The organism is Paenibacillus sp. BR1-192, from assembly GCF_029542445.1.
Lineage (GTDB): Bacteria > Bacillota > Bacilli > Paenibacillales > Paenibacillaceae > Paenibacillus_AQ > Paenibacillus_AQ lautus_A.
In genome coordinates this window covers 3,886,045-3,904,689 of the sequence record NZ_CP120718.1, presented here as the reverse complement: position 1 = coordinate 3,904,689, position 18,645 = coordinate 3,886,045, and the positions used below count along the sequence as shown (strand labels likewise).

Here is an 18,645-nt window from a genome sequence, read left to right as displayed (position 1 = left end):
TACTTTTCGAATCAGAAGATAGAATGGGATATGCAAGCAGCGTTATTTAAGGAGGTAAGTAATCCAACATGAGGTATGATAACATGGCAATGTCGAAAGAGCTGCAGGCGCCGTTATGGATGAAAATGCGTCGTATATGCGGCTATGGAGCAGCCATATCGGTGTTGCCGTATCTGTTGATCAAAATCGCTTGGACTTTAGGTTTCTTCATTCCGACCGAACAAATGGGCGATGTTAGCTGGCGTGCGATCAACGCAGCTACCGTAGTGCTCGCAATGATCGGAATCCTGCTGGCGCTGGCGTTCAGCATGCCATGGGGCGAACGTCTTCCTGCTTGGCTGGTTGCCATCCCCATTTGGATGGGTACGGGTCTGCTGGTTCCTATGCTGCTCTTGGCACCGGTACTAGGACCGGCAGCCATGACTCGGGATAAGGAGGCAGGCGCGGCCGATGTTTGGGTTTATGAACAGTTGTTCGTCATGATATCGCTGGTCGGTGTCGGCATTTGTCTGCCTCTCGCCCTAGCAGGTTACGCCAGAACACGCTGGCCGGAGGCCTTCGGCACATTCATTGATTATCGTGATTTACCCGGGAACACTTTGAAGCTGCAGCAAACATTGGCCAAGTTTGTTGGAGTTGGCTGTATTCTACTCGGCACCATTAAGGTGTTTTGGGCTGCGGGAGGGACCTTCGGCATTGACCCGGCAAGAGTGGATGAACGCGATGTGTGGTGGCATCTGCTGACGTTTAGTACCGGAGCATGGTCTATCGTTGGAGCGTGGGGAGCTCGGGTTCTAACTTCGGATAACGGATCGCGAAGGTTTCTCCCCCCGATGGCAACGGTGTGGATTTCGTCGGGAATGTTATTCTCGTACAATCTCTTTTCCGCCATACGCACGGACTCCCAATTTTCGCCGGAGTACGCGTTGCTGCGGGTGTTGACCACGGAAGCGGGGATTATTTTGGGGATCATCATGGTAATGATCATTCTTCTTGTGCTGCACGATCGACGGCGAGTCTGGTAAATTACCCGTACCGCTGGTTTTTGTCAAACGACAAGAGGCATGAATACACTGAAAAGCCGCATGGTTGAAGTGACCCCCAAAAGTTAGACACGGTTATTTCATTAGGCAGCTTTCTCAAAATGAGTTCGGTACTGTACCGGACTCATTTTTAATTTTGCCTTTAACCGTTTGGTATTGTAGTATTCAATATATTTTTTCAGTTCTTCCTTAAAATGTTCCACACTTTCAAACTCTTTGTAGTACAGAAACTCCGACTTGAGAATGCCGAAGAAATTCTCTATGACGGCATTGTCGTAACAATTCCCTTTTCGTGACATGCTTTGGAGAACGCCTCTCGACTTAAGCGCATGGCGATACGGCTTCATTTGGTAATGCCATCCTTGATCTGAATGAAGGAGAAGTTGGTGTTCTTCCGGCAGACGCTTCAGTCCTGCATCCAGCATCTCGGATACCAGAGAATAGATTGGTCGTGAACCCATGGTATAGGTGATAATTTCCCCGTTGAATAAGTCCAAAATGGGCGATAGATACAGCTTTTCTCCAAATAACTTAAACTCCGTAATGTCCGTCACCCATTTCTCATTTGGCGCCCCAGCCGTGAACTGGCGGTCCAGATGATTCGGTGCAATCTTGCCGACGGTCCCTTTATATGACTTATACTTTTTCATGCGAACCAGGCATTGAAGGCCCATCTTCTTCATGAGCCTCTGAACCTTTTTGTGGTTAACTTTCCACCCTCGGACTGCCAGTTCATCACGAATACGGCGATATCCGTAACGTCCATCATGTTCCACGTAAATGGACTGGATTTCAGCCCCCAACTCGGCATTCGGATCTGGTTGGTTCATACGCTTTATAAGGGTGTAATAGGTGCTGCGCGGGATACCAGCCAGCTGTACGAGTGCCTTCACCGGATATTTATGCCTTAGTTGCCAGACGGCTTGTGCTTTGTCTTGTTTGGTGATTTTTCCTTGTTTCGAACTAAGGCATTCAACTTTTTTAGATACTCATTTTCCATTTCAAGCTGTTTGATACGTTCTTCGAGTGCTTCGACAGACCCTTCAACTACGGATCGTTTGGTAGGTGAATTGGAATTTTTCTTCATGGATGGACGCCCTTTCTTTTTTGGCTCAAGGGCTTCTAAACCGCCTGTCTCCATCTTTCTCTGCCAGGAATACAACATGGAGAAGTCCGGAAGCATAAACAAAGCAGCGGTATCCATGAGAGAAGCGTCTGATTGAGCCATATGATTGAGTACGTCCAGTTTAAAGCTTGCAGGATAATTTGTATAGCCGTTAGTAAAGGCAGTCTCACCATGCATCTCATAGAGCTTCAACCAATATTGGAATTGAGACTTGGTAACACCCATTTGATTTGCGTATTCTGTCTGAGATAGAAGATCAGAGTCATACCCTTGAATTAATGTCAATTTGCTATCCTTAGTAAATTTAGTCATAAAAAACTGCACCTCCAACTGTTAGATGTGTCTAACAATTGGGGTGCAGTTCAGGTATGCGGCTTTTTTGTTTGAAGCATATAAAGTTCCTAAACTCCATTACGGCATGTTACGTTATTTTTTTCAGCTTTTTATAGGTTAAAGGTGTCATGTTCATTGTTTTTCTGAATTGATTGATGAAATAGCTGGTGCTGTTAAATCCTACCTGATAGGCAACGTCCGTGACGTTATTTTCGGGCTGCTGCAATAAAATCAGGCTTTTTTGAATACGGTATTCCATCACATAATTCAAAGGCGATTTCTTTAGAAGTCGTTTGAAGTATCGGCAGCATTCGGACCGACTCAAATGCCCCGCCTTTGCGATATCCTCTAATATGATTTTTTCAGCATAATGGTGATGAATCCAATTCAGCATTTGCTTCATTCTATGGTTCTTCAGCATATCTGCTTCTTTGTATTCTAATGGAAAACCGTTAACAACCAAATTTCTCCATATGTGAGTTAACTGTATCGTAAGGTCTATTTCATATAAAGCTGGACGTTGATGGATCAGTCGGTCCATTTCCAATATCGCATCCAGGATGTTTTTTGCCCAATGTTCCCTTGGGGGCAGGATGATATAAGATAAGTTCGTCGCTTCGATATAAGGATATACATACGTTCGAAAGAGCTCATGTGAGAGAACAAAACTAGGCAAAACATTTAAACAAATATAGTGACAACCTGAGTCGTTATCATCTTCTGCCAGATGCAGGGAGCCGCTATTAATAAAAATTCCGTCACCTTCGCGCAGCGTCACTTTTTCTTCTTGGATCTGAAAGATGGCTTGTCCCTTCATGATCCGAACAAATTGAAATTCTTCATGCCAGTGCAAGGGGATATATCCATTGATGTTTTGACGAATGGTTGTGCGATAACATGCCATTGGCAATACTGTGGTTCGATGTTCGGTCAGCTCTTTAAAATTTTGGTCGACTTTGAAGTTTTTTGTTTGCATCCATATGACCTCAATCTCAATATACTTATATTTTATGATCTGATTCTCGTATCTAATTATACATTTTCTCTTTATTATAGTCTGTAAACGATACTATTTTATAACTTTGATGGAGAGTTGACATATGGATAAAGGAAAAGGATTATTTTTCATCATGACAGGGGCAATATTTTGGGGAATCGGAGGGACGGTTGCAAAAAAGCTATTCCAGCAATACGGCATCAATATGGGTTGGTTCGTTACGATCCGACTACTTATCGCAGGATTACTGCTCCTATGCGTTCACATTTTTAAAAAAGGACCTGCCGACATTTTTGGGATCTGGAAGAATAAAAGGTTCTCGTTACAGCTCGTTATTTTTGGATTAGTTGGTATGCTCGGGGTTCAATATACGTATATGGCTTCAATAGAAAAGGGAAACGCTGCAGTAGCTACTTTATTGCAATATTTAGCTCCTGTAATGATTATTATATACTTGTTTGTCCGTAAGCAATCTGCCCCAACGAGAAAAGATATGTACACCGTTTCGCTCGCATTACTGGGTAGTTTTTTCTTGCTGACCAATGGTTCGCTGTCTCAATTATCCGTACCCTCAGACGCTGTGCTTTGGGGAATATTATCCGGGGCTGCCCTTGCGTTTTATACCTTGTATGCTGTTCGCTTTCTCGCGAAATACGACTCATTAGTCATTGTTGGCTGGGCGATGTTGATCGGGGGGTTGCATTGAGTTTTATCCACCCGCCTTGGCAGATGAATATTAAAAGCTTGCCGTTCGAAGCCTGCTTATATTTGATATTCGTCATTATTTTTGGAACGATGCTGGCCTTTTGGTTTTATATCGAAAGCTTAAACCACTTATCGCCCAAAGAGTCAAGTCTTTTGGGGAGCTTAGAACCGGTGGCAGCCGTATTCACAACCGTATTCTGGTTAAAGGATTCGTTCGGATGGCTCCAATGGATTGGGATGTCCTGCATCATGGCTATGGTTCTTTTCTTAGCTTTGAATAGAGACGCTTCATCCAACAATACATGATATGTTAGAGGTAAACCTCGGATCAGGAATCTTCATAGAGGGAGGATAATAGGATTAGATAGCGAATCATGAGTAAAAGCAACAAAGTTTAGGATTACAGGAGGCCGTGACATGTTGAAGCTATTCGAGTATAACTGGCAAGTTCGCCAAGATTGGTTTGACTGGTGCGATACCGTGAGCGAGGAAGAGTTGTTGAAACAACGCACCGGTGGCATAGGAAGCATTCTCTTCACACTGTATCATATCGTGACCGTTGAATATGCCTGGTTGTGCGGGGATTTGCAAGGGAAAGAGCTGGATATTCCTTCGTTCGAGGATTGTGCCAGCGTACAAGGATTAAGAGATTATTCGGCCCGAGCCCATGCGGAAATTGCACCCTTCGTCTACGACTGGAATGATAGCTTGGAAGATCGCATCATGGTTGACACGAACCAGGACGGGGAACAGGAAAGATTTACATTCGGCGAAGTGATGCGTCACGTGATCGCCCATGAAATTCATCATATCGGTCAATTGTCTATCTGGTCGCGAGAAATCGGAAAGCAGCCGGTTACTGCGAACTTGATTCATAGAGGGTTATTCGATATTAAATGCTGATGCATTCTATTGAACGATAAACATGCCAGGGTCAGCATATGGACGAGTTCACAGCTATGCAATCGGCAAAGATGTCCGATCTGCTTATCCCCAACGAATGGCGTAAAGAGCAAAAATCCTTCAGTTCTATTATGGAACCGAAGGATTCATTTTTTTGTTCTTACTCCATCTACTTGATATCGAGCCATTTCCTATTGGGTTTAGCGGTTTTTTTTGTCACATGCTTTTAGCTTACACAGTGGTTGTCAAAGCTTCTCCGTTCCGAGTACGAAATCGAATATTACTGTAAAAAATTCCGCCCAGAATGATGATCACGCCAATCCACTGAGACCAGCTTATGGTTTCTCCCAGGACTAAAGAGGACATGGCAATGACAACCGGCAATTCGGATGACGTAAGAATGGTCCCCAGTCCCGAACCGACATGCGGCATTCCAATCGAATACAGAAGAGGGGGGAGGACGCCGCCGAATATGCCCAGTGCCAATCCGTAAGGAATGATCCCCACGAATACATCCAAGTCGAATAAAAACGTTGGCGGAAAAACGATAAATACGGTCAATACGCCTCCCGTGGAAAGTAGGGCGCTTTTTAAAATGGGAGGGGTTTCCTTTTCAACCGACCCACTCAAAAATACGAATGCGGAAAAGGACGATGCCGCAAGCATTCCCCAGAGGCATCCCTGCCATGATAACACTATGGGTTCTTGGAATAGGATATTGGCTGCCAACACGGAACCAGCCAAAAGCAAGGCGATGGAAATGAGTTTCGTCTTGGTTGGCTTTTTCTTGTGGAATACCCACTCCAACAAGGCTCCGATCCAAACAAATTGGAACAAAATAACGATTGCTAGAGGGGCGCTTAAAGTTTGTAGGGCTTGATAATAAAATATGCCCGTTAACCCGAAGGGAATTCCAGAAAGGATAAGCTTTAAAGCTTGGATCCGAGTCAGTTTTTTCTTTTTGGTAAATAACACGGCAAGCCAACAGAGGACAACGCCGAAGAGATACTGTCCTCCGGTTACTGCGGACACGGTGAAACCTGCTGCATAGGCCAATTTAACGAAGGTGGACAAAACCCCATAACTGCAGCCTCCTAAAAAAACGATCAATGCATAGTGCCATAATTTCATCTAATCATTATCCTCCTTAGTTAAACGCAAAAAAGCCACACAAACGACCGTACGGCCTTTGCGTGGCGAAAATGGAGAGATAACTCTCCAGAAAAGTCCACATCATCCCAAATAGGTTTTAGGTAAGATATTAAGTTTCATTTAACAGTATAAAAGCATACTTTGATCCATGTCAATTACTATGTATAAAAATATTAGGGCTGCGCAACAGCCCCAATATAGATGTCAATCAAGATGATTCCATAAGTTGAATGTCTACAAGTATGGACTTCAAATGCTCTCTGGCTGAAGGATTCAGTGGTTGTAACGGAAGAGGGAGGCTGGGACTTGAAATCAAGTTATCCATTTCTGCTGCTGCAGATACTACGCGAAGACTACCAAATTGGCGAAATAACGTCCAAATCGGTTCGAGCTGATTAGAAAGTCGATTGGCTTCGTCAGCAAAGCCTTCCAAAGCCAATCGAGTCATCTTCATGCATGTCTTAGGAAATAAGCCTCCCAGCACCGAGTACCAAGCTTCGCAACCTGCATTCAAGCCGGTGGCTGCAAACGGATCATTGCTTACTCCGATGGTTACGCTGGAAGGAATGAGCTCGCGAAGATGGCTTACTCGTGTCTTGGCTGCTTCAGGTTCAGGCGGCACTCCAGGGATCTTGATTGAACGTACATTGGGGAGCTCAGCAATTCGGCCATGCAGTTCATCGCTAAAATGAAAATGCGTAGTCCCCGGATTATCATAAACGCAAAGCGGGATAGAGAGTGAGCATGTCACCTGTTTATATAAGGAGTATACTTCTTCATCCGTTAATGCTTGGTAAGAAACAGGAGCTAACAGCACCGCACTTGCTCCTGCTCTTTGTGCGTCTTCTGCCAAACGAAGCACATCAGCCGTGCGCATTGCACTTATGCTTGTCATCACGGGAATGCCCTCAGCGTAACCGACCGCAAGTTGCAAAACCCGGTAGCGTTCCTCTCGGCTCAGATAGGCATAGTTACCTGTCGAACCCAGTGCCCCGATGGAGTCTACGCCTGCTGCTGCCAATCGTTCAATTAGCTTAACAAATTCATTTTCATTAATTCCTGTTTCATTCATTGGGGTCAGTGGAAATGCGGATAATCCATGGAACATGAAGCTTCACTCCTCCAAAAGTTAACTTTCATAAATAACACAAATTATAAGAATCAACCGGACTCGCTTAAAGATCCAATTTCAAAACACTCATTTAGGCCAATTTATCAAAGTAATATTGGTGTGTCAGTTTCAAATAAAAAAGTACCTTGATGGAAGTGGATATGCCGTCGGTAGACGGAACCGGAAAAATCGGAAAAGAGGGGGAGGAAAAAACTTTTTTTTGAAAAAAATTTATGTGAAAACCGGAATGGAATTACTAAATTCGGTCCATATGGACAACTCAACATCAAGATAAATAACGGACCGGAATCTCCCAGGGCCCAATAGGTCATAGCGATGCAAGAACAGATGCAGCTTGAAGATTCGATTTCTACCTATTAGGAGGCATGTCATTCCATAGAACGGAGATGGAAGGACAAGAATCGATAGAAGGAAGCCATCGCAAACCTTGGAGAATCAAAGATGATTTGATATCCAACATTTGAACAAATGCCGGCGAAGTTACGGCCAACATTGTAATGCCCAAAAGTAGCCAGAATGTTTCTGTCTAGACAGAAACACGCGAAAGTTAGCTATTTACAGAATCAATAACGCTGGCTAAAATGAGCTTACTGATGCATCAGTTTGGCAATAAATCCTACTTAACCTATTTGAATTATAATTTTACTCGGGAGTTTAACTCTAAAAAATGGCAAAGGTGGTTTCTATGAGAAAACAACGATATTCCGGTTTGATATGGTTAGGATTATTGTCGCTATTCTTGATATTGTCTGCTTGCTCCTCCGGACCTGCTAACAAGGAGACGGCGGCATCGCCGCCGACAACTCCAGAAGCGAACGCATCCAGTGAGCCGGCTGAGCAAGGTACGGAGGGCCATCTGCTCGAAGAACCCTTTGCTGCAACCGATTTAAACAAGCTACCGGACAGAGCGAAGCAGCGCAATGATGCCATTATCGTCACTCTGGTGAATCCGAGCGGGGCATTCACACCATATTTCACCCAAGTGGGTTATGACGGTAATGTAAACTCTGTTCTGTACACTCCGCTTGTCCGCGTCGATACCGATGGTTTACCGGTTCCTGGTCTCGCGGAGAAATGGGAAATTTCCGAGGATAAGCTGACGTATACGTATCATCTTCGGGAAGGGCTGAAATACAGCGATGGTTCCCCCATGACAACCGAGGACGTGGAATTTACATGGACCTTGCTTCATGATCCGTCGTATGACGGTCTCAACAGCGTGGTAGAGGCGAAGATCAAGGGAGGTCAAGCCTACAAGGACGGCAAAGCGGATTCCATTGAAGGCATTCAAATTATCGACGAGCGAACGATTTCCGTGACGCTGGAAGAGACCAACGCAACGGCGTTGACGGTGCTCGGAGGACCGATATTGTCTAAAGCCTATTACGGAAAGGATTATCAGTTCGGCAACCTGGACTATATTAAGAACCTGCACGCCAATCCGATCACGAACGGCCCTTACAAGCTGGAGAAGTTCATTCCGGGCCAAGAAGTGCGTTTTGTTGCCAATGAACACTACGCGTTAGGCAAACCGGAGACCGAATACTTCATCTACAAGACGACGGAAGGCGACACTTGGCAGTTTATCGAAACCGGAGAAGTCGACTATGGCAGCTTCTCGGCTACGACGGATAACATCGAGAAACTGAAAGCCCTTGGTTTCCTGAACCTGATTCCGTCCACGGCCAGCAACTACGGCTATAATCAATTCAATCTGGAGAGGGATCCATTGAAAGACAAGCGGGTTCGCCAAGCCTTGACTTACGGCCTGAATCGTCAGCTGATCTACGTGGATTCCAGGCAAGGGGCAGCGTCGATCGCCAACATCCCATCATCTCCAATTCTGTGGTCCTATACCGAGGAGGATATCAACCCGTATCCGTATGATCCGGAAAAAGCAAAACAACTGCTGGATGAAGCGGGCTGGACGGTCGGCGCAGACGGCATTCGGGAGAAGGAAGGGGTCAAGCTTCGTATCAACTATCTGGGATCAAAGAGCCCGAATACCGATATTTTCATTGCCGTCGCCAAAGAGAACTATCAAGAACTCGGGGTTGATTTCGTGCCTGAGCAATTCCCGGACTTTAACACACTCGTATCCAAGGTCAACAGCGGTGATTATGACATGGCTTCGTTCTCGACGACGATTATCAGCGATCCTTCGCAAGGGTTGGAGCGGTTCATCAAAGGCGAAACGAAGGGCTACGACAATCCGCGCATCGAAGAGCTCTACGCCCAGGGTCTTGCCACGGGCGACGTCGAAGAACGCAAAGCGATTTACCACGAAATGTTCAAAATATTGAATGACGAATTACCGATCATGTTTACCAACTATACCAAATCGGTCATCGCGATCAACGGGCGCATCGACGGTTTCGAATTGAACCCGCTGGCGGGAATCGCATACAGCTTGCCGGGATGGAATCTGCAATAAGCCAGCTGGCAGCTGGAGGGAAGATTAGACTGCTCTATCAAAGAAGACATCTCCTGCCTGAACCCATCAGGCAAGGAGATGACTAATGAAGGAGAGAACATGAGAACCTATTTGCTCCGAAGATGCTTGTACATGCTCTTGATATTAATTGGCGCATCCCTGTTAATCTTCTTCCTGTACTCCCTAACGCCAGGCGATTATGTCGATAACAACTTGAGTTTGAGCGAGGAGCGCAAGGCGGAACTAAGGGAAATCCACGGGTTGAACAAACCCGTCATCGAACGATACGTTAATTGGATGGCCAACATTTTCACAGGCGATTTCGGCTATTCTCTGGCTCAGCAGCGCCCCGTCCTCGACCTGTTTCAGGATTACATATGGAACTCCTTTGTGCTGGCGGTGGTTTCCACGTTCTTCACCTGGTTCATCGCGGTCGTCGTGGGCGTTATTACGGCCTATAAGCAATATTCGCTGCTCGATACCCTGGTTATGATCGGCATCTTCGCCGCGATGTCGATTCCTTCGTTCTTCATCGGATTATTCCTGATCAAAGTATTCGCCGTCGATTTAAAGATTCTCCCGCCAGGGGGAATGATTACGACGGGGAGCCGGGCCGAGGGGTGGGACTACGTTGTCGAGGTGCTGCACCATATGCTGCTTCCGGCTGCCGTTATGATATTGCTCGGCGTCGGGTCGCTCACCCGTTATTTCCGCAGCAACATGCTGGAGGTGATCCGGCAGGATTATGTCCGCACCGCCCGTGCGAAAGGGTTGAAAGAGAGAACGGTGCTGTACCGCCATGCATTGAAAAATGCGATGCTGCCCGCGATTACGTTGATCGGTTTCGAATTGCCGGGCCTTTTCGGCGGCTCCATCATCATTGAGAAGATTTTCAATTGGCCAGGCATCGGCCAGTTGTACATGCAATCCTTCACGGTGCGGGATTATCCGCTCCTTATGGGCTTTACGATGTTTTTGGCTATCTTGACGGTCGTCGGGACGCTCATATCCGACATCCTCTACCACACTTCCGATCCCCGGGTCAGGCTTTAAAGAAAGGAGGGACTACCTTGTCGATCCCAACGACGGCAAGTCAAGCCGGAAAAGCCGCCCGAAGAATGGATGTTCCAGACTCCCTGTGGAAGCAATCCACTCGGCAACTTAGGAAAAATAAGCTGGCCGTAGCCGGCTTCGCCTTTATCGTGTTGATGTTTGTCGCATGCTTTATCGGTCCGTTGTTCTCGCCGTATGCGGATGGCAAAATCAATCCTGCCATGATGCACAAGCCCCCAAGCGGCAAGCATTGGCTCGGAACGGACCTGCTCGGCCGCGACGTGCTGACCCGACTCTTGCAAGCAGGCCGAATATCGCTCACGGTCGGTCTTGCGTCCATGGCTCTATCTATGACGATCGGGACGGTTCTCGGCGTCATCTCGGGTTATTATCGTGGAGTAGTCGACCAGTTGATCATGCGAACCGCCGATTTGCTCTTCACGATTCCGGGTCTTCCAATTCTCTTTATCATGGGTGCGCTGATGTCGGATTGGAAGGTTCCGACCGACTATCGGCTGTATCTGGTCATGCTCATGCTCAGCATCATCGGATGGCCCGGCGTAGCTCGGCTCGTCCGCAGCCAAATGCTGACTTTGCGGGAACGAGAGTATATGCTGGCTGCCGACGTGCTTGGTCTCAGCGATAAACGGAAGCTGTTTCGCCATTTGCTGCCTAATGTCTTCCCGCTTCTGATTGTCATCGCCACGCTTAGCATCGGTGGTGCTATACTGTCGGAATCGGTCCTTAGCTTCTTCGGGCTGGGGGTCATGCCTCCAACGCCAACTTGGGGAAATATGATCGATGCGGCCAACAACGTCATCGATTTTGAGAAACGGCCCTGGCTGTGGATTCCACCAGGCTTGGCCATTTTTTTGACGGTCATTGCCATTAACATTTTCGGCGACGGTTTGCGTGACGTACTCGACCCTAAACAGAATACAAGCAGGTGAACGGATGATGAATTCATTAATCGAGATCAATCACTTAAGCACTTATTTCGAATCCGGAGCCGGAACGGTCAAAGCGGTGGATGATATCAGCTTCCGTATCCGCGAAGGCGAAACGGTATGCGTCGTGGGCGAATCCGGCTGCGGCAAGAGTATTACGGCCATGTCGATCATGGGACTGGTTGAAGGGCCGCACGGGAAGGTGGTGAACGGCAGGATCCAATTTGGGGACAAAGATCTACTGAAGATCAGCAAAGAAGAGATGCGCCGAAGAATCCGGGGCAACGACATCTCGATCATATTCCAGGAACCGATGTCCTCCCTGAACCCGGTCATTACCATCGGCAAGCAAATCATGGAGCCGCTCATGCTACATCGGCGAATGAACAAAAAACAAGCTTATGCCCGAGCGCTCGAATTGATCGAGCTGGTCGGCATTTCCCGAGGGGAACAAATCGCGGCTTCATATCCCCATCAATTGTCGGGAGGCATGCTGCAGCGGATTATGATTGCAATCGCGATCTCGTGCGGGCCCAAGCTGTTAATCGCCGACGAACCGACGACCGCACTGGACGTTACCATCCAGGCGCAGGTGCTGGAAACGCTTAGGGAAAGCAAGGAGCAATCCAATATGTCAATGCTGCTGATCACGCATGATCTTGGCGTAGTGGCCGAGATGGCGGATTATGTCATCGTCATGTACGCGGGGAAAATCGTCGAGGAAGGAGACGTCGAGGAGATCTTCGACCATCCGAAACACCCCTACACGAAGGGATTGTTGAAATCGAAGCCGATCATCGGCCAGCGCTCGGAGCAGTTATACTCCATCCCTGGTCAGGTTCCCAATCCGCTTGAATTGACGGAATCCTGCTATTTTCATGATCGCTGTGAGAGCTGCATGCCCGTCTGCCGAACCCGGCAGCCGTCATTAAGAGAAGTGGAGCCCGGTCACAGGACGGCCTGTTGGTTGTACGAAGAGGAGGCGCGGCATGAGTGAAGCATTGCTGGAAGTACGACATTTGAAAAAATATTTTCCCATCACCGCAGGGCTGCTTAACCGTACCGTCGGTCATGTCAAAGCGGTTGATGACATCAGCTTGAGCATACGGGCCGGAGAAACATTCGGCCTGGTCGGCGAATCCGGCAGCGGCAAAAGCACGGTCGGGCGCACGATTCTTCGGCTTCATGAGAAAACCAGCGGGGACATCCTTTATAAAGGAATCCCGTTTCACGAGCTTCCCCAATCGGAGATGCGCAAACTTAGACCTAAAATGCAGCTTATCTTTCAGGACCCCTACAGCTCGCTGAATCCGCGAATCCGCATCGGAGACGCCATCGGCGAAGCGCTGCTTGAGCACGGTTTGGCCGAAAAAGACGAGGTTCGCAATCAGGTATTGGATGTGCTGGAGGCTTGCGGCTTATCTGCCTATCACTACAATCGGTTTCCGCACGAGTTTTCGGGCGGCCAGCGGCAGCGGATCGGCATTGCCCGCGCTCTGGTGCTGAATCCCGATTTTATTATCGCCGATGAGCCGGTGTCTGCGCTTGATGTATCCATCCAGGCACAGATCATCAATTTGTTTCAAAGGCTTCAGCATAACCGCGGATTAACCTATTTGTTCATTTCGCATGATCTAAGCGTCGTGGAGCATTTGTGCAATCGCATCGGGGTGATGTATCTTGGTTCCATGATGGAAATGGCTTCGCGTGACGAACTGTTCAGCCGTCCGCTGCATCCTTATACGCAAGCATTGCTATCGGCGATCCCTGTCCCGGTTCCGAGGCTGAAGCGGGAGAGAATCGTACTTAAAGGGGATATTCCAAGTCCGGCCCATCCGCCTTCCGGCTGCAAGTTCCATACACGCTGCCCATATGCCTTGGCGCAGTGCAGGGAGGTCGTGCCCGAGCTCCGAAACGTGGGGGACGATCATTACGTGGCTTGTCATCTCGTTTGAAGCGGCACGCCATTTTCAGATCATTTTATAACACATTGAGGATATGCCTTGGGCTGTGTCGTCCGATGCCAAATGTTGTACAATATGAACGAGACGTTTGCTGAATTAACGGCATTCAGTCCGTCATAACAGGTCAAAGAAGGAGTGCAACTTGTTGTCCTATCAATTGGAATTATCGTTCAGTCCCGTCAACGAACTGATCAACAGCCTCCATACGTATCTTTGCAAAAGCTGGCACAAACGGATTGATCTTGGTCCTGACTGGACTCAGAATGTACATGCATCCTTGTCTTCAGAATTCGCCGATCAACTGGAACAGACCGGAATCGATTTGGAATGGAAGCTGCTTCATCTTCTGGCCTATGTGTCCCCGAACAAGAATAGCGTCGAAGATTTTCTATCCTGGCTGCATAAACTCACGTTGGGCGAACTTTATGCCGTGCTGTCGCCGTATGTCCAGACGTTTCCCGAAGATTTCGGCGCGGTACGAGACCGGCAGCATCGGATGCTGTCTGAATGGAACGAAGTCTATTTTAAGCATATCGACCAGGAGATCGTCACGGCTTTGCGTACCGAAGCGGAAGAGAAGACGGAATGGAATGAATTTGAAGCTTACGAGAAGGCGGCAGCCTTGACGAACGGGTTTTGTTTCGAGCCGGTGAACGGGCTGGAGAAGCTGGTTCTGATTCCGCATTACCATTTTCAGCCCGGCAATATCTTTTACTCGTACGGAAGCCTGACCCTCTGCCATTATGCCTCCAGGATCGAGCCGCATTCCGAGGAAGAAGATGAGCCGTCGCTTCATTTATACCGGCTGCTCCGCAGCCTGAGCGAGAAGAGTCGTTTGCGAATCCTGCACTTTTTGCGCAGCGAACCGCGCACTTTTATCGAAGTGGTTCGTCACCTCGGCATATCCAAAGGCATAACGCATGACCATATTTTCAATTTGCGCTGCGCGGGGCTGCTCAACGTTCATGTCGTCGGGGAGACGGTATCGACCTATAGTTTAAGAGTGGAACGAATTCAACAAATCGAACAGGGGCTCTTCGATTATTTGGGAATGAACCCTAGCCTATTATCCAATCCCGTTGATGAAATGGTATAACCGAGCAACGAGTGTTGACCGAATCGTCGGAGACACAGCTTAAAGCAGAGATAAACTGCTTAGCTGTGTCTTTTTTCGTTAAAATCATGAATATTTTAAAGGAGCGAGATACGATGACTACATTAAATGAATATTTAGCGCAAAAGAAAGCGGCGGCGGAGGCCCTGCGTTCTCAAGCGGAGCAAGACCCTAAGCCGAATACTTATTCGGCCAAGGTACAAGCGAAAGGCCGCAGCGGCGTTCGTGAAATACGCATACGCGACTTCCAAATCATCAGCGACAGTCCCGAGAATTATGCCGGATATAGCCTCGGTCCTTCATCACCCGAAATTCAGCTTGGCGTGCTAGGCAGCTGCCTGACTCATATTACGTTGATTCAGGCAGCGGAACGAGGCGTATCGCTGGAATCCCTTGAAGTCGAAGTCACCGGTCAATTGCACCCGCTTGCCGGCAAACCGGGATACGAGGATATTCCTATCTATCCGCATAATATCGAATATAACATTTACATCGTATCCGAAGAATCCGCTGAAACCATCGCCGATCTTCATAAAGAGGTTGAACGCGTATGTCCGATTTACAACCTGTTGAAATATCCGCAATCGATCTCCGGTGGAGTGGTGCATCGATCGCCTGCCGGACAGCCAGAGGGTTCTTCCCTCTAGAAATGAATGAAATTCCGCCTAACCGGCAGCGTATATGAAACTACCTGGAACCAGGTGCTAACACTGATGCCTTGGACGTTGCTCTGCGGCGGGATCATCTGGTTGAATGCCCGCCATTTGAACATTCACACGCTTGGGGAAGGGATCGCAACCGGCATCGGCGCGGCTGTGCAGCGACAACGCCTATGGCTGCTTCTCATTGCCGTGGGACTTGCCGGATCATCGGTCGTTCTGGTCGGAGCCGTGGGGTTTATCGGCCTGAATGGACCGCAAATAGCTAAAAGGATAAGCCGTCACGATACGATTCGTGGCGGCTTATTCGTGCGAATATCAATGTTCAACTCACAGTATAATTCTATGATATGGTATTCTACTTACGAATCAAATCCGGACAAGAAACCGTTCGAGTCGGTTAAGGAGGATCGTATGAACATTACCGGTATACAATCTGACTGGAAAGTGGAAAAGATCGAATTCGCCAAGTTAACGGGTGAACGAGCCAGAAGCGCGGGGGCCAATGGCAGAATCGGCGTTCATGGCAAAGGCTGCACAGTGGATATCGCCAGAATTACGATCGATGGTCAAACAGGTTACGGCAGTTCGATTCATATGACACCGGAATGGGCCGAAGACATAATAGGCCGCCGTTTGCTTGATTTATTCGATGACCGGGGCAGACTGCGCGAAGCGTATCGATTGCAATTGGAATACCCTGTGCTCGATTGGATAGGACAGAGACAAGGCAAACCAGTGTATGACTTAGTGTCCGGTGCCCACCTGGAAAAGGGAGCCCCATTGGTTGTCCCCTGCTATGATACCTCTCTATACTTCGACGATTTGCATTTGGTCGATGAGAGGGCAGCGGTCGCGCTGATGCAGGAAGAAGCGATGCAAGGTTATGCGAAAGGCCAACGCCATTTTAAAATTAAGGTTGGCCGAGGCGGACGCCATATGCCGCTCTGGGAAGGGACGAAACGAGATATTGCAATCGTGAGCGGGATCTCGGAAGTGGCAGGTCCCGCAGGCAAGATCATGATCGATGCGAATAATGCCTATAATTTGAACTTAACCAAAGAGGTCTTGGCGGCTTTATCGGATGTGAATCTGTATTGGCTGGAAGAAGCGTTTCATGAGGATGAAGCCTTGTACGAGGACCTGAAGGAATGGCTCGGGCAACGTGGGCAGAATGTGCTTATCGCGGATGGGGAAGGGCTTGCCTCCCCTCATCTTATTGAGTGGGCGACTCGCGGCCGTGTTGATGTACTGCAGTACGATATCATTTGGCCTGGTTTCACGCATTGGATGGAATTAGGCGAGAAGTTGGATGCCCATGGTTTGCGGTCTGCGCCGCATTGTTACGGCAATGCTTATGGCATTTACGCGTCGGGACATTTGTCAGCCGCGGTGCGAAACTTCGAATTTGTGGAATATGACGACATCACGATTGAAGGAATGGATGTATCAGGCTATCGAATCGAAAACGGAGAGATTCATGTTCCGGCCACGCCGGGTTTCGGCATCGTCTTCGACGATGAACTTGTAACTTACCTTATAAACCGATCCGGCTGGTCCTGAGATCAGTTGAGTAATGGCAGCGTGCAACTGAGCAAGCGAAGTGGATTCATAGCCGTGTTCCCAGAACAGAGAAAGTGGAGGGACTTTCTTATCTTATATGAAAATTAGCCGGAGGAACGTTAGTATATAGGAACTATCGCCATGCCTTTAGCAGAACTAGTTCAATCGAAGACAAAAAGGCAGCCGTTCATAAAATCGGCTGCCTTTGTTCTACCAACGGCCAGGATTGTTGAACATATAATATCCGTGTCAGAGGAAATGCAATTGACAAACCAACTACTACGTGTTACTTTATAGAAGTAGTAAGTAACACTTCATACCAGTGCTACAGAATAGCCAGCGGTAATTGTGCTGGAAAACCTAACGGAATTGCTCAAAGGGATGCTTGAAGGTGTGTCCTTGGAATTATATGCCGCATTGAAACCTACGGCTACGAAATCACGCAGCGACTGAACTTCCGTGTTGTGGAGGGAAGGGTGTACGTGGAGCGCGGAGCTGAAAAGGTTCTGGGAAACATGGGAGTTCGTATCATCAACAATAGACGAGTTAAAGGAGAATTAATCATGAATTTTTGGGAAAAAATCACCGGCAGCGACATGACTAAAGAATTTAAAACTTTTGAATCACGAGCCAAGAAGCTGCCGGCTGATTATCGAGCTGCATGGAATGAAATTAATGCCAATCTTTGGCCTCACTCCGATTTCACCGGTCGCAACCTCATGCCAATTCTTGACGGCGTGCTTGGCTTGCTCGAAGAATCGGCGGCGGAAGGTCAGAATGTCCAAGAGGTTTTGGGTAACGATATCAAAGGTTTCTGTTCAGCGCTGGCCGGCGAAGAAGGAGCAAAGTCTTTTCGTGACAAGTGGCGCGAGCAGCTCAACAATAATATCGCTAAAAAATTAGGTAAATAGGAGGATAACATGAGAATACAAGATATCATCGAAGGCAAAAAAGAGTGGCGAGCGCATGTGGCGCGTGTCAAAGCACTCCCGAAAGATTATCAGATTGTTTATAAAGAGATTCAAAAATATCTCTTTAAGGTCGGCCCTGTTGAACTAACCGACGGGACGGGTTTGCTCTCGGGGATTATCGATCTTTTTGAAGAGGGCGCGGCCGTGGGAAAAGGCGTACTCGAAGTAACGGGCAGTGACGTAGCGGCTTTCTGCGACGATCTTATCAAAGATTCAAAAACTTACGCTGATATCTATCAAGAATCATTTGACCAAAGCAAGGCCATAAAAAAGATTACGGATAAAACAAAGTAAAAGTGGGATATCGGGATGGAAACAGTAATTGAAGTTTCATGCACAAATAGCCATCCCGGGATGCGGAACTATAAACAGTTTTGGCGAAGAGTAAATCAGAGGACAGGAATATGATGACTTTGAAATTCGAACGATAGTCGGCTTTATTTGTTAGACGTATATAAGGGAGCTGGCCAATGCTAGTTCCTTTCGCTTTTTGTCCCTTCTTGATTCCCGTCGTCATACTGGCAAAAAGATCGTCCATATGATTTTCGG

Annotated in this window: 16 protein-coding genes and 2 pseudogenes; 14 read left to right on the top strand and 4 right to left on the bottom strand. The window is 47.7% G+C overall.

Annotation, left to right across the window (positions count from 1 at the left end):
- The first annotated feature begins 83 nt into the window (after positions 1-83).
- Entirely contained in the window at positions 84-1,025 is a 942-nt protein-coding gene (locus P0X86_RS17290) for a hypothetical protein (RefSeq protein ID WP_277746005.1), read from the top strand.
- 101 nt (positions 1,026-1,126) lie between these two features.
- Here the strand turns inward: P0X86_RS17290 and P0X86_RS17285 are convergent.
- Positions 1,127-2,481 (bottom strand): IS3 family transposase gene (locus P0X86_RS17285; protein ID WP_277746004.1). Its coding sequence is split into 2 segments (ribosomal slippage): positions 1,127-2,028 and positions 2,028-2,481, totalling 1,356 coding nucleotides; the frame shifts between segments, so codons are not numbered across the junction.
- A gap of 109 nt (positions 2,482-2,590) precedes the next feature.
- Positions 2,591-3,478, bottom strand: a complete 888-nt coding sequence (locus tag P0X86_RS17280) for a helix-turn-helix transcriptional regulator (protein ID WP_277746003.1) — start codon at positions 3,476-3,478, stop codon at positions 2,591-2,593.
- Between the two features lie 124 nt (positions 3,479-3,602).
- Between P0X86_RS17280 and P0X86_RS17275 the strand changes: the two are divergent.
- Together P0X86_RS17275 and P0X86_RS17270 are read left to right on the top strand one after the other, a co-directional pair.
- A pseudogene (locus P0X86_RS17275) lies at positions 3,603-4,510 on the top strand (DMT family transporter).
- 111 nt (positions 4,511-4,621) lie between these two features.
- Positions 4,622-5,107 (top strand): DinB family protein, encoded by a 486-nt coding sequence (locus tag P0X86_RS17270; protein ID WP_277746002.1) that lies wholly within the window; start codon positions 4,622-4,624, stop codon positions 5,105-5,107.
- A gap of 231 nt (positions 5,108-5,338) precedes the next feature.
- Here P0X86_RS17270 and P0X86_RS17265 read toward each other — a convergent pair whose 3' ends face one another.
- On the bottom strand, positions 5,339-6,238 hold the full coding sequence (locus P0X86_RS17265) for an EamA family transporter (protein ID WP_277746001.1): 900 nt from the start codon (positions 6,236-6,238) through the stop codon (positions 5,339-5,341).
- 229 nt (positions 6,239-6,467) lie between these two features.
- Positions 6,468-7,367: a dihydrodipicolinate synthase family protein gene (locus P0X86_RS17260; protein ID WP_277746000.1), complete on the bottom strand. Its 900-nt coding sequence runs from the start codon at positions 7,365-7,367 to the stop codon at positions 6,468-6,470.
- Positions 7,368-8,076: 709 nt separating this feature from the next.
- Here P0X86_RS17260 and P0X86_RS17255 point away from each other — a divergent pair.
- The 11 genes and pseudogenes from P0X86_RS17255 to P0X86_RS17205 all read left to right on the top strand — a co-directional run bounded on the left by P0X86_RS17255 (position 8,077) and on the right by P0X86_RS17205 (position 18,390).
- Complete coding sequence (locus P0X86_RS17255; protein ID WP_277745999.1) at positions 8,077-9,825, top strand: ABC transporter substrate-binding protein; 1,749 nt, start codon at positions 8,077-8,079, stop codon at positions 9,823-9,825.
- Between the two features lie 99 nt (positions 9,826-9,924).
- Positions 9,925-10,878, top strand: coding sequence for an ABC transporter permease (locus tag P0X86_RS17250; RefSeq protein WP_015735600.1), 954 nt, complete (start codon positions 9,925-9,927; stop codon positions 10,876-10,878).
- A 65-nt stretch (positions 10,879-10,943) separates the two neighbouring features.
- Positions 10,944-11,828, top strand: a complete 885-nt coding sequence (opp4C, locus tag P0X86_RS17245) for an oligopeptide ABC transporter permease (RefSeq protein ID WP_228468988.1) — start codon at positions 10,944-10,946, stop codon at positions 11,826-11,828.
- Positions 11,829-11,835: 7 nt separating this feature from the next.
- Complete coding sequence (locus P0X86_RS17240) at positions 11,836-12,822, top strand: ABC transporter ATP-binding protein (protein ID WP_277749049.1); 987 nt, start codon at positions 11,836-11,838, stop codon at positions 12,820-12,822.
- Positions 12,815-13,780, top strand: coding sequence for an ABC transporter ATP-binding protein (locus tag P0X86_RS17235; protein ID WP_277745998.1), 966 nt, complete (start codon positions 12,815-12,817; stop codon positions 13,778-13,780). Before P0X86_RS17240 ends, P0X86_RS17235 begins: the two co-directional genes overlap by 8 nt.
- A gap of 154 nt (positions 13,781-13,934) precedes the next feature.
- The gene (locus P0X86_RS17230) at positions 13,935-14,885 is read left to right on the top strand and encodes an ArsR/SmtB family transcription factor (protein WP_277745997.1); all 951 of its coding nucleotides are present in this window, start codon (positions 13,935-13,937) and stop codon (positions 14,883-14,885) included.
- A gap of 113 nt (positions 14,886-14,998) precedes the next feature.
- Positions 14,999-15,550 (top strand): OsmC family protein, encoded by a 552-nt coding sequence (locus P0X86_RS17225; RefSeq protein ID WP_277745996.1) that lies wholly within the window; start codon positions 14,999-15,001, stop codon positions 15,548-15,550.
- A 6-nt stretch (positions 15,551-15,556) separates the two neighbouring features.
- Positions 15,557-17,125, top strand: coding sequence for an iron chelate uptake ABC transporter family permease subunit (locus P0X86_RS17220; protein WP_277745995.1), 1,569 nt, complete (start codon positions 15,557-15,559; stop codon positions 17,123-17,125).
- Positions 17,126-17,473: 348 nt separating this feature from the next.
- Positions 17,474-17,686, top strand: a pseudogene (locus P0X86_RS17215) (hypothetical protein).
- Between the two features lie 2 nt (positions 17,687-17,688).
- Positions 17,689-18,036, top strand: coding sequence for a DUF1048 domain-containing protein (locus P0X86_RS17210; protein ID WP_096773913.1), 348 nt, complete (start codon positions 17,689-17,691; stop codon positions 18,034-18,036).
- Positions 18,037-18,045: 9 nt separating this feature from the next.
- The gene (locus tag P0X86_RS17205) at positions 18,046-18,390 is read left to right on the top strand and encodes a DUF1048 domain-containing protein (protein WP_015735592.1); all 345 of its coding nucleotides are present in this window, start codon (positions 18,046-18,048) and stop codon (positions 18,388-18,390) included.
- Positions 18,391-18,645 lie beyond the last annotated feature (255 nt).

What these genes read in the sequence shown, in the direction of transcription:
- P0X86_RS17290 (WP_277746005.1), top strand. Translation starts at nt 84, where the DNA reads ATGGCAATGTCGAAAGAGCTGCAGGCGCCGTTATGGATGAAAATGCGT.
- P0X86_RS17280 (WP_277746003.1), bottom strand. Translation starts at nt 3,478, where the DNA reads ATGCAAACAAAAAACTTCAAAGTCGACCAAAATTTTAAAGAGCTGACC.
- P0X86_RS17270 (WP_277746002.1), top strand. Translation starts at nt 4,622, where the DNA reads ATGTTGAAGCTATTCGAGTATAACTGGCAAGTTCGCCAAGATTGGTTT.
- P0X86_RS17265 (WP_277746001.1), bottom strand. Translation starts at nt 6,238, where the DNA reads ATGAAATTATGGCACTATGCATTGATCGTTTTTTTAGGAGGCTGCAGT.
- P0X86_RS17260 (WP_277746000.1), bottom strand. Translation starts at nt 7,367, where the DNA reads ATGTTCCATGGATTATCCGCATTTCCACTGACCCCAATGAATGAAACA.
- P0X86_RS17255 (WP_277745999.1), top strand. Translation starts at nt 8,077, where the DNA reads ATGAGAAAACAACGATATTCCGGTTTGATATGGTTAGGATTATTGTCG.
- P0X86_RS17250 (WP_015735600.1), top strand. Translation starts at nt 9,925, where the DNA reads ATGAGAACCTATTTGCTCCGAAGATGCTTGTACATGCTCTTGATATTA.
- opp4C (WP_228468988.1), top strand. Translation starts at nt 10,944, where the DNA reads ATGGATGTTCCAGACTCCCTGTGGAAGCAATCCACTCGGCAACTTAGG.
- P0X86_RS17240 (WP_277749049.1), top strand. Translation starts at nt 11,836, where the DNA reads ATGAATTCATTAATCGAGATCAATCACTTAAGCACTTATTTCGAATCC.
- P0X86_RS17235 (WP_277745998.1), top strand. Translation starts at nt 12,815, where the DNA reads ATGAGTGAAGCATTGCTGGAAGTACGACATTTGAAAAAATATTTTCCC.
- P0X86_RS17225 (WP_277745996.1), top strand. Translation starts at nt 14,999, where the DNA reads ATGACTACATTAAATGAATATTTAGCGCAAAAGAAAGCGGCGGCGGAG.
- P0X86_RS17220 (WP_277745995.1), top strand. Translation starts at nt 15,557, where the DNA reads ATGAAATTCCGCCTAACCGGCAGCGTATATGAAACTACCTGGAACCAG.
- P0X86_RS17210 (WP_096773913.1), top strand. Translation starts at nt 17,689, where the DNA reads ATGAATTTTTGGGAAAAAATCACCGGCAGCGACATGACTAAAGAATTT.
- P0X86_RS17205 (WP_015735592.1), top strand. Translation starts at nt 18,046, where the DNA reads ATGAGAATACAAGATATCATCGAAGGCAAAAAAGAGTGGCGAGCGCAT.